Here is a 12,715-nt window from a genome sequence, read left to right on the forward strand (position 1 = left end):
GCCTGCGGCAACCTGGATGCGCGAACTCGGGCAGGATGGTCGGATGCGTGCCTCCCGGCTGATCTCCCTCGTGCTGCTGCTGCAGTCGCGGGAGACGATGACCGCGGCCGAGTTGGCCCGCGAGCTGGAGGTCTCCGAGCGCACCGTCTACCGGGACGTGCTGGCGCTCTCCGCCGCCGGGGTGCCGGTCTACGCGGACCGGGGCCGGGCCGGCGGGTACCGCCTGCTCGGCGGCTACCGGACCCGGCTGACCGGCCTGACCAGGGACGAGGCGGAGGTGCTCTTCCTGGCCGGGCTGCCCGGACCGGCCGGCGACATGGGGCTGGCCGACGCGGTCGCCGCCGCCGAGCTGAAGGTGCTCGCCGCGCTCCCGCCGAGCCTCCGTGACGCGCCGGCCCGGACCGGGCAGCGATTCCACCTCGACGTGCCGGGCTGGTTCCGGCAGAGCGAGCCACCCGCATGGTTGACCGAGCTGGCCCGGGCGGTCTGGCGGGACCGGGTGGTCGAGCTGCGCTACCGCCGGGGCGAGCGGGAGGTGACCCGCACCGTCCAGCCGTACGGGCTGGTGCTGAAGAGCGGAATCTGGTATCTGGTCGGCCGGGTCGGCGACGGGTACCGGACGTACCGGGTGGACCGGGTGGTCGGCGTCGAGGTGGGCGGGGGGACCTTCGACCGGGACGAGGGCTTCGACCTGGGGGCGTACTGGCGGGAGCAGGCCGAGGCGTTCCTGCGGGACATGCTCCGGGCCGAGGTCAGCGTCCGGCTCAGCCCCGCCGGCCTGCTCGCGCTCCGGCACCTCGCCGACGCCCCCTTCGTGTACGACGAGGCGGTCGGCGCCGCCGAGGGGCCCGACGGGCAGGGCCGGATGGTGCTCCGGCTGCCCGTCGAGTCCGTCGAGGTGGCGTACGCCCAACTGCTCTCGCTCGGCCCGGAGGTGGAGGTGCTCGACCCGCCGGAGCTGCGCGAGCGGTTCGCCGAGGCGGCCCGTCGCGCGGCCGCGCTCTACCTCGAGCCGGACCTGGCGGCGCCGTCCGGGCTCGGCACCGCCGCGCCGGCAGTCAGCGGTAACCGGTGACGTCGGCCGGCTTCCCCGGGTCCTGCACCTCGACCAGATAGCGCCAGGCATCGGGACGGCTGCCGTCGAGGTCGGTGAAGCCGTACACCTGGGCCAGCTCGCCGCTGGAGACGGACCTTCCGTTCCACCGGGCCCGGTCCGGGTCGGCGGCGAGGGCCGCAACCGCGCGTCCGACGAACGCGGGCGTCTCCGAGATGGCGAAGTGCGGCTGCTTCTCCAGGGCGTCCTGCCAGTTCTCCTCGGTGACGCCGAACAACTCCAGCATGTTCTCGGAACGCAGCCATCCGGGGGTGAGCGCGACCGCGGTTGCGCCGTGCTGGCGCAGCTCATGGGCCTGGGCGAACGCCAGCCGGTTCACCGCGGTCTTCGCCAGGTCGTAGAAGAACGAGACCCGGTAGTTCGACGCGTTGTACTCGGTGGTGCCGTCGCCGACCTCCACGACCAGGCCGCCGGGGTTGCGCACCAGCAGCTTCAGCGCGAAGTGACTGGTGATGATGTGCGTGTCGATGGCGAGCCGGAGCGCGTGCAGACCGTCATCGAGCGGCTGCTCCCAGAGCGGCGTCTCCCAGGCGATGAACGGCTCGGCGCCCCAGATGTCGTTGACCAGCACGTCGAGCCGGCCCTGCTCGGCGTCGATCCGGTCGACCAGGCGGCGTACCTGATCGGGGTCGAGGTGGTCGACGGGGACCGCGATGCCGGTGCCGCCGGCGGCCGTGACCAGCTCGGCCGTCTCCTCGATGGTCTCCGGCCGGTCCATCTCGGAGCGGCGCTCCCGGGTGCTGCGGCCGGTGGCGTAGACGGTCGCCCCGGCGGCACCGAGCTGGACGGCGATCTGCCGGCCGGCACCCCGGGTCGCCCCGGCGACGAGTGCGATCTTCCCTGTCAGCGGTTGGCTCATGCGGACGACGATGGCAGCGATACCTGACAACGGAAGTCCGGTTTCCGGTGCGATCCGCTGGCTGCTCGACGTCCGGGCCGTCCACCTGCCGCCCGACCTGCTCCGGCGTTGAGGCCCGATATCCAGGTGCCGTCCCGGCACCCGGCCGGTAGGCTCGCCCGGACGTCCTCGACGACCGGAGGGAGGTGAGCACCGTGTCCGTCACGACATTGCTGTGCTCCCACCCGGTCACGAGGACGCGGGCATCCTGACGGGAGCACGCGCATCCCGGAAGGAAACCATGACCGACCTGGTCATCCGCCCGATCAACGCGGGCGAGGAGAAGCTCTTCGATTCCCTGTCCGACCCCGGTCTCGTCGGGCGCGCCGCGTTCGGCGAGCGTTACCTCGACATGGTCGCCGACGGCCAGTACCGCCCCGAGTGGAGCTGGATCGCGCTACGCGACGACGTCGTCGTGGCGCGCGCCGCCTGGTGGGGCGGGCCGGACGACGACCAACCCCTGGCGCTCGACTGGTTCGACTTCACCGACGCCGACGCGGCGGTCCGGCTGCTCCGGACCGTGCCGCTGCGGGCCGAGTACACGATCTCGCTGCCGGTCGGCTGGCGCACGGATCCGGCGGTCCGGGCCCAGGCCGAGGCGCGGATCGCGGCCGCCACCGAGGCCGGCATGGCGGTGCTGGTGTGGCGGTACCGGTACCGCTGGAGCCTGGACGGTGGGCTGCCCGACCGGCCCGGCCGGCTGGAGTTCCGCCCGGAGCCGGACGACGGGGTCGTGCTGGACGTGCTCCGCCGCATCGTCGAGGGCAGCCTGGACGCGCACGCCCGGCACACCGCCGCGGCGTCCGGACCGGACGCCGCGGCGCAGGAGGAGCTGGACCTGTTGCGCTGGCTGCCCAGCCCGCGCGACTGGTGGCGGCTCGCCTGGACGCCGGACGGTGAGCTGGTCGGCCTGACCGTGCCGGCCCGCAACCACAGCACCGCGATCGTCGGCTTCGTCGGCGTGGTGCCCGAGCAGCGGGGGCACGGCTACGCGTACGACCTGCTGGTCGAGGCGACCCACCTGCTGGTCGAGGCCGGTGAGACGGCGGTGGTCGCGGCCACCGACCAGACCAACCACCCGATGGCCGCCGCCTTCGCCCGGGCCGGCTACCCGGTCGAACGCGAGCGCGTCGACCTGGTCTGATTCCGCGGCTCCCGGCGCGCGGTTCGCGCGCCGGGAGTCCGCGTCAGTCCACCAGGCGGACGCGGACCCGGCGGTTGGCCCGGCCCTTGCTCTCCACCTTGACCACCTGGACCTTGCCGATCTGGGCGGTGGAGGCGACGTGAGTGCCCCCGTCGGCCTGCACGTCCAGCCCGACGATGTCGACGATCCGGACCTCCTGCTCGTCCGCCGGGATCAGATTGGACTGGGTACGGATGATGTCCGGCAGGGCCAACGCCTCCGCCCGGGGCAGCACCCGCACGGCGACCGACCGGTCGGCGGCCACCTCGGCGTTGACCAGCTCCTCGATCCGCGACTTGAAGTCCGGCGGCACCTCGGGGAGGTTGAAGTCCATCCGGGCCTCGCCGGGTTCCATGTTGCCGCCGGTGACCAGCGCGCCAAAGTCCCGGAACACCACCCCGCAGAGCACGTGCAGGCCGGAGTGGGTACGCATCAGCATGGTCCGCCGGACGTCCTCGACCGCGCCGGTGACGGCGGTGCCGACCGGCGGCAGCGGGTCACCCTCGGCCGGGATGAGCCAGAGGTCGTCGCCCTTGCGGGTGCTCACGATCCGGGTCTGCACCCCCTGCCAGAGCAGCACCCCGTGGTCCGGCGGCTGCCCGCCGCCGCCCGGATAGAAGGCCGACCGGTCCAGCACGATGCCCTGCTCGGGATCGGCCGCCAGCACCGTGCACGTCCACTCCCGCAGGGTGGGGTCGGCAAGGTCGAGGCGATGCGTACGGCCGTGGTGTGTGACGCCCATGCCGGGCAGGTTACCCGTTGAGGAACGTCGAGATCCGGTCCCGCAGGTCGGCGCGTTCCGACCAGAGGACGCCCGGCCGGTCGTACACGTGCAGGGTGGCCTGCGGGAGCGCGGCGGCCACCTGCTCGGCGACCGGCACGGGGTGCAGGTCGTCGCCGGCGCAGCCGATCACCAGCGCCGGAGCGGTGACCCCGGCGAGCGCGTCGGCGGTCCGCAGCGGGGCCTGGTCCGGCAGGCTGGCCAGCCCGGGCGCGAGCCCGTCCCGGAGCAGTTGGTCCAGCCGTTGCCGCAGGTACGCCCAGCCGGCCGGGCTGTTGCGGACGGCCGGCGGCAGTTCCAGCGACACCACGTCGGCCAGGGCGGAGGCGTCCCCCTCCGCCACCGCGTCGAGCAGGTCGGTCAGCCGGGCCCGGGCCACCTCGCCGCGTGGGCTGTCGAGCACGGCCGGGAGGAAGAAGACCAGCTTCTCGAAGCGTTCGGGGCTCTCGGCGAGCAGCCGGCACAGCGCGCCGGCGCCCAGGCTCGCCCCGAAGGCCCGGGCGGCGCCGCCGAGGTCGGCGATCGCCCGCAGGTCGCGGGCCAGGTCGAGGTAGTTCCACGGCCCGGGCGGCGAGTCGGAGCGGCCGTGCCCGCGGAACTGGAAGAAGATCTTGCGGCCGATGACCCCGCTGCCGAACGGGCGGGTGGTGGCGATCCCGTTGCCGAGCCCGTGGGCGAACACGGTCACCGGGTCACCGGTGCCGGTGACCAGCCGCTCCAGCCGTACGCCGTGCGGGGTGGCGACCAGCTCGGTCTCCGGTTCGGGCAGCGCCGGCCGGCCGGTGCGGGGCGCGCCGGGCCCCGGCCCCCAGGTGCGGGGACCGCCGTCCGGCGGCGGGGGCCAGCGGAAACTCCTCACCAGGAACCTCGGCCGTCGTGCAGGTCACGCAAGCCGACCCGGACGTCCAGCAGATAGATCAGACCCGCCGCGATGCCGATCAGGGTGAAGATGCTCAGCACCCCGCCCCCGACCCCGAGCAGGGTGAGCACCAGGCAGACCGCCAGGATGGCGATCCAGCCGCCCTTGGGCAGGGTGCCGATCGCGGCGAACGCGTCGGAGCGCTGGGTGATCGCATGGACCAGGGCGACAGCCTCGATGACCAGGGCGAAGACGAGCAGGATCAGCTCGATCACGTAGCGGACTTCGAACGCGAAGATCGGCGCGGCATAGGCCATGCCGGCAAGCTTATGCCGAGACCCCGGAAAACGTCCTACAGGACGCTGTCCGGGGTCTCGGTCCAGGTTCGACTCACTCGGCCGCGGGGCGGGTCCGCTTCGTGGTCTTCGGCAGCTTCGCCGACGGGGTCGCCGGCTTCGCCGCGGTGGCCCTGGTGGCGGTGGCCTTGGTGGCCCGGGTGCGCTTCACGGCGGCCGGCTTGGCCTCGGCGGCCTCGGCCACCTCGGTCGGGGTCGGCACCTCGGCCGGCTTGGCGGCCGGCGTGGTGGCGGCTCCGGTCGCCTCGATGTCGGCGTTCACCGTGTCCGCGGCCTCCAGCACGCCCGCGCCGACGACCCGCTCACCGCGGGCGACCAGCTCGGCGTACGCGGCCACGGCCCGGGCCGACGCGGCCTGGGCCCGCTCCTGGGCGCCGGCCAGGACGGCGGCGGCGTTGCGGCCGGCGGCCTCGCGGAGCTTGTCCAGGTCGAGGTCGGTCGGGACGGCCTTCTCCCGCAGCCCGGTCGCGGTTGCGGTCTTCAGCGTCTCGTTGGCGCTCTTCAGCGTCTCGGTGGCCTTCTGGCGCAGCTCGACGCCGGTCACGACAGCCTTGCCGCCGAATTCGGCGACGACCCGGGTGCCGAGGTCGCTGACCACGGTGGGCAGCTTGCGGAGCTGCTCAAGGGCCAGCTCGCCGGCGCCGGCGGCGGCGTAGAGCGGGGCCGGAATGCGGTTGGTCTTCGGCTGGGTCATGACTTCTCCTCCTCGGCCGCACCGGCGGCCTTCCGGACCACCCGGTGGGCGGTCTTCCTCTCGGGATCGGCGGCGGTCGGGGCGGGCGCGGGACCCGCCTCGGTGACGGCGACCGACTCGAGGACGCCCTCGGTCGGCGTGCCGTCCGGCGTCGCGGGGCCAGCGGTGGCCGGCGTGACGGTGGCCGCGGTCGGCGGTGCCTCGCCCGGCGCGCCGGCCGACGGGGTCGGCTCGGTGGCCGGGGCCGGCTCGGCGGCGCCCTGCGCCGCGGCGGTCGCCTCGGCGAGCCGGGCGTTCTCCCGGCGGAACGTCTCGTAGATCTGGGTGAGGGACTGTTTCTGGGCCATGGTCAGCTCGGGGTCGACGGCGATCGCCGCGAGCACGCCCTGCCCTTCCTTGGCGTCCAGCAGCCCGGCGCGCAAATACATCGCCGGGGTCGAGACGCGCAGCGCGCTGGCGAGCTGCTGGAGCACCTCGGCGCTCGGCTTGCGCAGTCCGCGCTCGATCTGGCTGAGGTACGGATTGCTGACGCCGGCCTGCTCGGCGAGCTGCCGCAGGGAGATCTTCGCGTTGCGTCGCAGATCGCGAATGAACCCGCCGACGTCGGGTAGGTCCTTACCGGTGGCCATGACTCCACGCTAGCGCGGGGTGCTAGCTACTGCAAGCAGAACGCTTGCCAGAGTTAGCAGGGTCTCAGATAGCCGGTTGCGTCCCGGCTGTCGGGTCCGTACGGTTCCCCCGTGTCCAAGATCGACGTGAATGGTGCGATGCTCGCATACGACGAGGCCGGCAGCGGCAGCCCGGTGGTGCTGATCCACGCCGGCATCGCCGACCGGCGGATGTGGCGGAGCCAAGTGTCCGCGCTCGCCACCCGGCACCGGGTGATCGTCCCCGACCTGCGCGGCTACGGCGAATCCGAGCTGCCCCCGACCCCGTTCGCGCACCACGACGACGTGATCGGGCTGCTGGACGCCCTGGGCGTCGCGCGCGCCGCCCTGGTGGGCTGCTCGTTCGGCGGCAAGGTGGCGGTGGACACCGCGCTGGCCTATCCGGACCGGGTCTCCGCGCTGGCCCTGTTCGGCGCCCCGGTCTCCGGCAACGAGTGGTCCGAGGAGACCGAACAGCTCTGGGACGAGCTGGTCGGCGAGGCGGACCCGGAGGACTTCGCCGCGACCGCGGCCGGCGAGGTGCGGTTCTGGGTAGTCGGCCCGACCCGCCGCCCGGAGGACGTCGATCCGGAGCTGATCCGGTTCGCCGACGAGATGGACCGGCGGGCACTCGCCGCCGAGCTGGCCCTCAGCGCCGTCGAGGTGAGCGAACTCGACCCGCCGGCGATCGACCGGCTGGGTGAGCTGGCCATGCCGGTGCTGGTCGGCACCGGCGCGGACGACCTGGCGGACCTCCGCCGGCTCGCCGACCGGATCGCCGCCGAGGCCCCGCACGGGGCGCGCCTACCGGACGTCCCGGACGCCGCCCACCTGCTGCCGCTCGAACGCCCCGAACCGGTCAACGCCGCCCTGCTCGACTTCCTGCCCTGAGCCGCCGCCGCGTGCGTCACCAGACGGCGCGGACCCCACCGACTGGCAGGCCGCCGCCGAGCAGCGGCAGCTCGGCGTACTCGGCCAGCACCGGGGCCTCGACGCCGAGCCGGCGCAGCGCGCTCACCAGCACCGGCATCCGGGCTCGCCCGGCGCCATCGTCGATCTTGAGAGCCACCGCGCCGACCCCCGGGACCGCCGCCGCGATGACGCCCTCCGCGCCGACCTTCGCCAGCAGCCCGGGTACGCCGCGCATCAGCCGGGTGTCGTCCGCCTGGGTGCCGCCCACCAGCTCCGGGTACGTCCGCATGGCGTCGGCCACGGTCCGCTCGACGGTGCCGGGCTCGGCGGAGACCAGCCGCAGGTACGCCCGGGCCAGCCCGGTCAGCGAGACGGCGAGCACCGGCGCGCCGCAGCCGTCCACCCCGACGGCCGCCACCCGCTCCCCGGTGCACTCCTCGACGGCGGCCGTCAGCCGCTGTTGGAGCGGGTGCTCGGGCCGCCAGTAGCCGTCCAGCGGCCAGCCGGCGGCGAGGCAGGTCAGCAGCATCCCGGTGTGCTTGCCGGAGCAGTTCATCCGGGTCCGCGTCGGCCCGCCCCCGGCCCGCAGCACCGCCTCCCGGGCGGCCTCGCCGACCGGCAGGTCCGGCGGGCAGTGCAGCGCCTCTTCGGTCAGGCCGGCGCCGCGCAGCAGCGCGCTGACCCGCTCCACATGGAACTCCTCGCCGGCGTGGCTGGCCGAGACCAGCGCCACGTCGGCCGGTTCGGTCAGCGGCAGGCCGGCCCGGAGCATCCCGATCGCCTGCATCGGCTTGTTGGACGAGCGGGGGAAGATCGGCGAGGTCGGGTCCCCCGCCCCGGCCGCCGGCGCGCCGGCGGCGTCGAGCACCGCCACGGAACCACGGTGGACGCCCTCCACGAACCCGGACCGGACCACCTCGGCGAGCGGCACGCCGCCCTCGTACGTCTTTCCCACGACGTGGACGGTACCGACGGGTCCGGCGGGTCCGTCACCGGGGTGACCAGCGGCGTCGACCGCGGGCGTACAGGGGTGCGGGGCTTGCCGTGGCTTACATGCCGAGCAGCTGCCGGGCCTCGGTGGTGGTCAGCGGCGGGCGCTGGGCGAGCTGGGCGAAGCCGACCGCCCGGGCGACCAGTTGCATGTTGGACTCGACCGGCCGGCCCTTGGCGTAGGTGACCGTGTCCTCCATGCCGACCCGCAGGTGACCGCCGGCCGAGAGGGAGGCGAGCAGCACCGGGATGGTGCTGCGGCCGATCCCGGTGGCCGAGAAGGTGGTGCCCTCCGGCAGGTCGCGCAGCATCTGCTCGGCCGCGACCAGGGTCGCGGTGGTGCCCGGCATGCCGCCCGGCACGCCCATCACGAAGTCGACGTGCACGTGCCCGCCGTGCGGCAGGCCGTACTTGCCGATCAGGCGCTGGAGGGCGGTGAGGTGGCCGAGGTCGAAGATCTCGTACTCGGGGACGATGCCCTTCTCCTGCATCCGGGTGTGCAGGGCGACGATGAACTCCCAGCGGTTGAGGAAGACGTCATCACCGAAGTTGACCGTGCCCATGGTGCAGGAGGCCATGTCCGGGCCGGCGTCCAGCACGGCCAGCCGGTCGGCCTCCGGGTCGGTCACCGCACCCCCGGAGGAGAGCTGCACGATCAGGTCGGTGGTCTCGCGCAGCGCCGCCACGGTCTCACGCAGCCGCCCCTGGTCGAGGGTGGGCTTCGCCTCGTCGTCGCGGATGTGGACATGGATCACGGCGGCGCCGAGGGCCTCGCACTCCTTGGCGGTCAACAGCAGCTCGTCGAGAGTCACCGGCAGCGCCGGCACGTCCGCCTTGGCCGACTCCGCACCGGTGGGGGCAACCGTGATCAACGTCCCAGTGGTCATGCTGGCGATCCTAGACGGCCCACCTGCCTCCGGTCGATGGCCGGGAGGCGGCCAGGCGGAAGAATCGTGCCTGTTGACCCATAGAACCGAAAGATTTCCGGCTTGCGACGCGCAGTAAGGCAGGCTTACGACGCCTCGATGGCGGCGGCGGTCTCGCCAACCAGCAGTCGGGCGTCGTCGGCGACGTTGCGCTTCACCACGGCGAGGGCGATCTGGCCCAGCTCGTAATGCTGCACCGCGGTGCCGACGAAACCGACCGTCCGGCCGTCCAGGGTCACCGGAGTGCCGGCGGCCGGCAGCTGGTCCGTGGTCACCCCGTCCAGGTGCAGCAGGACGGGCCGGCGCGGCGGCCTACCCAGGTTGTGCACCCGGGCCACCGTCTCCTGCCCCCGGTAGCAGCCCTTGTCGAGGTGTACGGCCGGCGCGATCAGGTCGACCTCGGCCGGGATGGTGCGGTGGTCGGTGTCCACCCCGGCCCGGGGCTGCCGGGCGGCCACCCGGATCGCCTCGTACGCCCACAGCCCGGCCACCGGCACGCCGGCGCCCCGCAGCTCGTCCACCACCTGGGTCATCGCGTCGCGGGGCACCAGCAGGTCCACGCCGAGCGGCACCCGCCGGGCCCACCCGCCGATCGGCAGCGGCCGGACGTCGTACACCACGGAGGGCCGCGCTGGCAGATCACCGGAGCGGAACTTCGGACCCGGCACCGCGACCACGTCCGGCGCGGCCAGCCCGGTGACGCCGAGGGTCTCGAGCGCGCCGGTGGCCTCCGGCCCGACCAGCGACAGCAGCGCGTGGTCGGCGGTGGCGTCGCGCGGCTCGACCTTGCTGAAGAACCGCATCTTCTCCAGGTATGACAGCAGCCCGCTGGTCATCCCCGGTTCGGTGTCCAGCCAGGTGGTCTCGCCGTCCTCGGCGACCATGGCGTGCTGCTCGATGTGCCCGTGCGGGGAGAGGACGAGCAGTTCGGTGCCCTGCCAGGCGCCCAGCCCGGCGAGGTGCTGGCTGGTCAGGGTGTGCAGCCAGCCGATCCGCTCCTCGCCCGGCACCGCCACGACGCCCCGGTGCGACCGGTCGACCAGGCCGACGCCGGTGGCCAGGGTGCGCTGCTCGCGCAGCGGGTCGCCGTAGTGGGCGGCCACCGGGCCGACCCCGGCCGCCCGGTGCACCGGCTCCGGCTGCTCCCGGGTCTCCTCGTCGATCGCCTCGGCGGCCACCGCTCCCGCGATGTCGATCATTTGCGTCCCCCGTCCTCGCACTGGCCGCAGACGCCGAAGAGCGCCACGTGCCCGATGTCCACCTGAAATCCCCGCTGCGTGGCCAACTGGTCGGCGAGCGGGCGCAGCAGCTCCGGCTCGATCTCGTCGATCGCGCCGCACTCCCGGCAGACCAGGTGGACGTGCTGGTGCTCGCCCGCCGCGTGGTAGGTCGGCGAGCCGTGGGACAGGTGGGTGTGTGTCACCAGCCCGAGCCGCTCCAGCAGCTCGAGCGTCCGATAGATGGTGGTGATGTTGACCCCGGCGGCCACCTCGCGGACCGCCGTGTGGACCTGCTCCGGCGTGGCGTGCCCCAGGTCCATGACCGCTTGCAGGACGAGCTGCCGCTGCGCCGTCAGCCGCAGCCCACGGGAGCGGAGCAGTTCCGCGAGGGAGGATTCGGACACCGTCCGATCATAGTTCGGCCGCCGCGCCGGTCCGGCCGCCGCGGTGGTACGCGGCTACCCTCGGCGCTCGTGGGAGCATCGCGGCTGGCCGTGCTGGGTCGGGGCGTCGTACCGGCCGGGGAGGCGGTGCTGCGCGGCGACGACCGGGGCGTGCTGCACGGAGACGGCCTCTTCGAGACCATGCACCTGCGCGGCGGGGAGCCCTGGCTGCGCGACGCCCACCTGGCCCGGCTGCGGGCCGGCGCGGCGGCGATCGCGCTGGCGCTCCCGCCCGCCGACGCGCTGGTCGCGTTGCTCGACGAGATCCGGGCCGGCTGGCCGGCCGAGGTGGAGGGGGCGCTGCGGCTGGTCTGCACCCGGGGACCGGAGGGCGATGGCCCGCCGACCGTGTACGCCACGCTGGGCGAGGTGCCGGCCGAGGCCGGGCGAGCCCGGCGGGACGGGGTGACCGTGGCCACCCTGCCGCTCGGGGTGGCCGCCCGGTCCCGTCCCGAGCTGGGCTGGCTGCCGGTCGGTGTGAAGTCCACCTCGTACGCCGTGAGCACCGCGGCGCGCCGCTGGGCGGCCCGGGCCGGCGTGGACGACGTGCTCTGGGTCTCCACCGACGGCTACGTGCTGGAGGGGCCGAGCGCGAACGTGGTCTGGCTGGCCGGTACGACGCTGTGCACCGTGCCGGCGGTGGCCACCGGGGTGCTCCCCGGCGTGACCGCCCGCTGGCTCCTCGACCACGCCACCGAGCTGGGCCTGACCGCCGAGGAACGCCTGGTCACCCCGGCCGAGCTGGCGACCTCCGACGGCGTCTGGCTGACCTCGTCCCTCCGCGGCCTGGCCGAGATCCGCACCCTCGACGAAACCCCCCTCCCCCACGCCCCCATAACCCCCACCCTCCAAACCCTCCTGGGCTTCCCCCTCCCCGCCGACCCACAGCGTTGATCATGAGGTTGGCGGCAGCATCGGAGAGATCGAGACCGCCGCCAACCTCATGATCGACGGGGAAACGGGACCGGAGCGGTGGGTCAGCCGGCTACGCGGAGGAGGCGGGCGGAGAGGTGGGGGCTCAGGGGCTGGCCCACGGCGGCCATTTCCTGGGCGTACAGCAGGGCACCCTCGACGATGCCGAAGAGGCGGGCACCGGCGGTGACCTCCTTGGCGGTGGCCGTCCGGACCACCGCGTCGGTGACGAACTCGATCTGGGTGCCCTTGCGCTTGCCGATGTGCAGCTCCATCACGCCGGTGGGCGTGGTTATCAGGGCTTCCAGCTCGTCGGTGACCCGGTCGCCGTCCATCACCGGGCGCCACCAGCCGACCTCACGGCCGGCCGGGCGGACCGGGCGGCTCTGCTCGTCCAGGAGCCAGGCGCGGGACTCGTAGAACAGGAACGGCCGGCCGTCGTGGCTGATCCGGACCTCCTGCGCGAAGTCGAAGTCCTCGATGGTCGGGAACCCGCCCCGGCCGCGCCCCCGCCACACCCCGATGTACGGCAGCAGGCCGTCCAGGCTCCGGTGCAGCTTCGGGCCGACGCGCAGGTCGTGGCTCTCCTCGTACGGGTACGAGTCGACCGGCGGCGCGTTCAGCCACGGCGGCGGCGCAAGCGGGTTGTCGTCCGACGTGTTCGCGCTCACCATTTTCCTCTCGAAATCTTCACGGCCAGATAGACCAGGCCCCCGGCGAGCGCGCCCAGGCCGGCGACCAGCAGGCTGACGAACCCGATCTCGGTAACCATCCGGGCCA

Annotated in this window: 16 protein-coding genes; 4 read left to right on the plus strand and 12 right to left on the minus strand. The window is 73.9% G+C overall.

The window, feature by feature from the left end; genetic code table 11:
- The first annotated feature begins 43 nt into the window (after window positions 1-43).
- A complete protein-coding gene (locus ACFYML_RS01795; RefSeq protein ID WP_387418783.1) occupies window positions 44-1,075 on the plus strand; it encodes a helix-turn-helix transcriptional regulator in 1,032 nt (343 codons plus the stop codon).
- Here the strand turns inward: ACFYML_RS01795 and ACFYML_RS01800 are convergent.
- Window positions 1,059-1,973 (minus strand): SDR family oxidoreductase, encoded by a 915-nt coding sequence (locus tag ACFYML_RS01800; RefSeq protein WP_387418784.1) that lies wholly within the window; start codon window positions 1,971-1,973, stop codon window positions 1,059-1,061. The two genes, ACFYML_RS01795 and ACFYML_RS01800, sit on opposite strands and share 17 nt — an antisense overlap.
- 280 nt (window positions 1,974-2,253) lie before the next feature.
- Between ACFYML_RS01800 and ACFYML_RS01805 the strand changes: the two genes are divergently transcribed.
- On the plus strand, window positions 2,254-3,156 hold the full coding sequence (locus tag ACFYML_RS01805) for a GNAT family N-acetyltransferase (protein WP_387418785.1): 903 nt from the start codon (window positions 2,254-2,256) through the stop codon (window positions 3,154-3,156).
- 43 nt (window positions 3,157-3,199) lie between these two features.
- Here the strand turns inward: ACFYML_RS01805 and ACFYML_RS01810 are convergent, their stop codons facing one another.
- The 5 genes from ACFYML_RS01810 to ACFYML_RS01830 all read right to left on the minus strand — a co-directional run bounded on the left by ACFYML_RS01810 (window position 3,200) and on the right by ACFYML_RS01830 (window position 6,514).
- Window positions 3,200-3,937 (minus strand): alanyl-tRNA editing protein, encoded by a 738-nt coding sequence (locus ACFYML_RS01810; protein WP_387418786.1) that lies wholly within the window; start codon window positions 3,935-3,937, stop codon window positions 3,200-3,202.
- Between the two features lie 10 nt (window positions 3,938-3,947).
- On the minus strand, window positions 3,948-4,835 hold the full coding sequence (locus ACFYML_RS01815) for an alpha/beta fold hydrolase (protein WP_387418787.1): 888 nt from the start codon (window positions 4,833-4,835) through the stop codon (window positions 3,948-3,950).
- Window positions 4,832-5,152: a DUF2516 family protein gene (locus ACFYML_RS01820; protein ID WP_073834475.1), complete on the minus strand. Its 321-nt coding sequence runs from the start codon at window positions 5,150-5,152 to the stop codon at window positions 4,832-4,834. Before ACFYML_RS01820 ends, ACFYML_RS01815 begins: the two co-directional genes overlap by 4 nt.
- Window positions 5,153-5,225: 73 nt before the next feature.
- The gene (locus ACFYML_RS01825) at window positions 5,226-5,885 is read right to left on the minus strand and encodes a hypothetical protein (protein WP_387418788.1); all 660 of its coding nucleotides are present in this window, start codon (window positions 5,883-5,885) and stop codon (window positions 5,226-5,228) included.
- Window positions 5,882-6,514 (minus strand): helix-turn-helix domain-containing protein, encoded by a 633-nt coding sequence (locus tag ACFYML_RS01830; RefSeq protein ID WP_387418789.1) that lies wholly within the window; start codon window positions 6,512-6,514, stop codon window positions 5,882-5,884. The genes ACFYML_RS01825 and ACFYML_RS01830 overlap by 4 nt, the downstream gene beginning before the upstream one ends.
- Before the next feature lie 111 nt (window positions 6,515-6,625).
- On the opposite strand from ACFYML_RS01830, the gene ACFYML_RS01835 reads away from it, so the two are divergent.
- Window positions 6,626-7,423 carry an alpha/beta fold hydrolase gene (locus ACFYML_RS01835; protein ID WP_387418790.1) on the plus strand — a complete coding sequence of 266 codons (798 nt, stop codon included), beginning with the start codon at window positions 6,626-6,628 and terminating at the stop codon, window positions 7,421-7,423.
- Window positions 7,424-7,439: 16 nt separating this feature from the next.
- Here ACFYML_RS01835 and ACFYML_RS01840 read toward each other — a convergent pair whose 3' ends face one another.
- The 4 genes from ACFYML_RS01840 to ACFYML_RS01855 all read right to left on the minus strand — a co-directional run bounded on the left by ACFYML_RS01840 (window position 7,440) and on the right by ACFYML_RS01855 (window position 10,984).
- On the minus strand, window positions 7,440-8,399 hold the full coding sequence (locus ACFYML_RS01840; RefSeq protein ID WP_387418791.1) for an asparaginase: 960 nt from the start codon (window positions 8,397-8,399) through the stop codon (window positions 7,440-7,442).
- 94 nt (window positions 8,400-8,493) lie between these two features.
- Window positions 8,494-9,321 carry a 3-keto-5-aminohexanoate cleavage protein gene (locus ACFYML_RS01845; protein ID WP_387418792.1) on the minus strand — a complete coding sequence of 276 codons (828 nt, stop codon included), beginning with the start codon at window positions 9,319-9,321 and terminating at the stop codon, window positions 8,494-8,496.
- A gap of 125 nt (window positions 9,322-9,446) precedes the next feature.
- The gene (locus ACFYML_RS01850; RefSeq protein WP_387418793.1) at window positions 9,447-10,559 is read right to left on the minus strand and encodes a YgfZ/GcvT domain-containing protein; all 1,113 of its coding nucleotides are present in this window, start codon (window positions 10,557-10,559) and stop codon (window positions 9,447-9,449) included.
- Entirely contained in the window at window positions 10,556-10,984 is a 429-nt protein-coding gene (locus tag ACFYML_RS01855; RefSeq protein ID WP_387418794.1) for a Fur family transcriptional regulator, read from the minus strand. Before ACFYML_RS01855 ends, ACFYML_RS01850 begins: the two co-directional genes overlap by 4 nt.
- A gap of 69 nt (window positions 10,985-11,053) precedes the next feature.
- On the opposite strand from ACFYML_RS01855, the gene ACFYML_RS01860 reads away from it, so the two are divergent.
- On the plus strand, window positions 11,054-11,917 hold the full coding sequence (locus ACFYML_RS01860) for an aminotransferase class IV (protein WP_387418795.1): 864 nt from the start codon (window positions 11,054-11,056) through the stop codon (window positions 11,915-11,917).
- 83 nt (window positions 11,918-12,000) lie between these two features.
- Here the strand turns inward: ACFYML_RS01860 and ACFYML_RS01865 are convergent, their stop codons facing one another.
- The gene (locus ACFYML_RS01865; protein WP_387418796.1) at window positions 12,001-12,609 is read right to left on the minus strand and encodes an FABP family protein; all 609 of its coding nucleotides are present in this window, start codon (window positions 12,607-12,609) and stop codon (window positions 12,001-12,003) included.
- Window positions 12,603-12,707: a small membrane protein MtfM gene (gene mtfM / locus ACFYML_RS01870; protein WP_274534545.1), complete on the minus strand. Its 105-nt coding sequence runs from the start codon at window positions 12,705-12,707 to the stop codon at window positions 12,603-12,605. The genes ACFYML_RS01865 and mtfM overlap by 7 nt, the downstream gene beginning before the upstream one ends.
- Window positions 12,708-12,715 lie beyond the last annotated feature (8 nt).

Origin of the sequence: Micromonospora sp. NPDC007230 (assembly GCF_042869115.1) — a bacterium.
Taxonomy (GTDB): domain Bacteria; phylum Actinomycetota; class Actinomycetes; order Mycobacteriales; family Micromonosporaceae; genus Micromonospora.

Coding starts and splice junctions, on each gene's coding strand:
- ACFYML_RS01795 (WP_387418783.1), top strand. CDS start 44: ATGCGTGCCTCCCGGCTGATCTCCCTCGTGCTGCTGCTGCAGTCGCGG.
- ACFYML_RS01800 (WP_387418784.1), bottom strand. CDS start 1,973: ATGAGCCAACCGCTGACAGGGAAGATCGCACTCGTCGCCGGGGCGACC.
- ACFYML_RS01805 (WP_387418785.1), top strand. CDS start 2,254: ATGACCGACCTGGTCATCCGCCCGATCAACGCGGGCGAGGAGAAGCTC.
- ACFYML_RS01810 (WP_387418786.1), bottom strand. CDS start 3,937: ATGGGCGTCACACACCACGGCCGTACGCATCGCCTCGACCTTGCCGAC.
- ACFYML_RS01820 (WP_073834475.1), bottom strand. CDS start 5,152: ATGGCCTATGCCGCGCCGATCTTCGCGTTCGAAGTCCGCTACGTGATC.
- ACFYML_RS01825 (WP_387418788.1), bottom strand. CDS start 5,885: ATGACCCAGCCGAAGACCAACCGCATTCCGGCCCCGCTCTACGCCGCC.
- ACFYML_RS01830 (WP_387418789.1), bottom strand. CDS start 6,514: ATGGCCACCGGTAAGGACCTACCCGACGTCGGCGGGTTCATTCGCGAT.
- ACFYML_RS01845 (WP_387418792.1), bottom strand. CDS start 9,321: ATGACCACTGGGACGTTGATCACGGTTGCCCCCACCGGTGCGGAGTCG.
- ACFYML_RS01850 (WP_387418793.1), bottom strand. CDS start 10,559: ATGATCGACATCGCGGGAGCGGTGGCCGCCGAGGCGATCGACGAGGAG.
- ACFYML_RS01865 (WP_387418796.1), bottom strand. CDS start 12,609: ATGGTGAGCGCGAACACGTCGGACGACAACCCGCTTGCGCCGCCGCCG.
- mtfM (WP_274534545.1), bottom strand. CDS start 12,707: ATGGTTACCGAGATCGGGTTCGTCAGCCTGCTGGTCGCCGGCCTGGGC.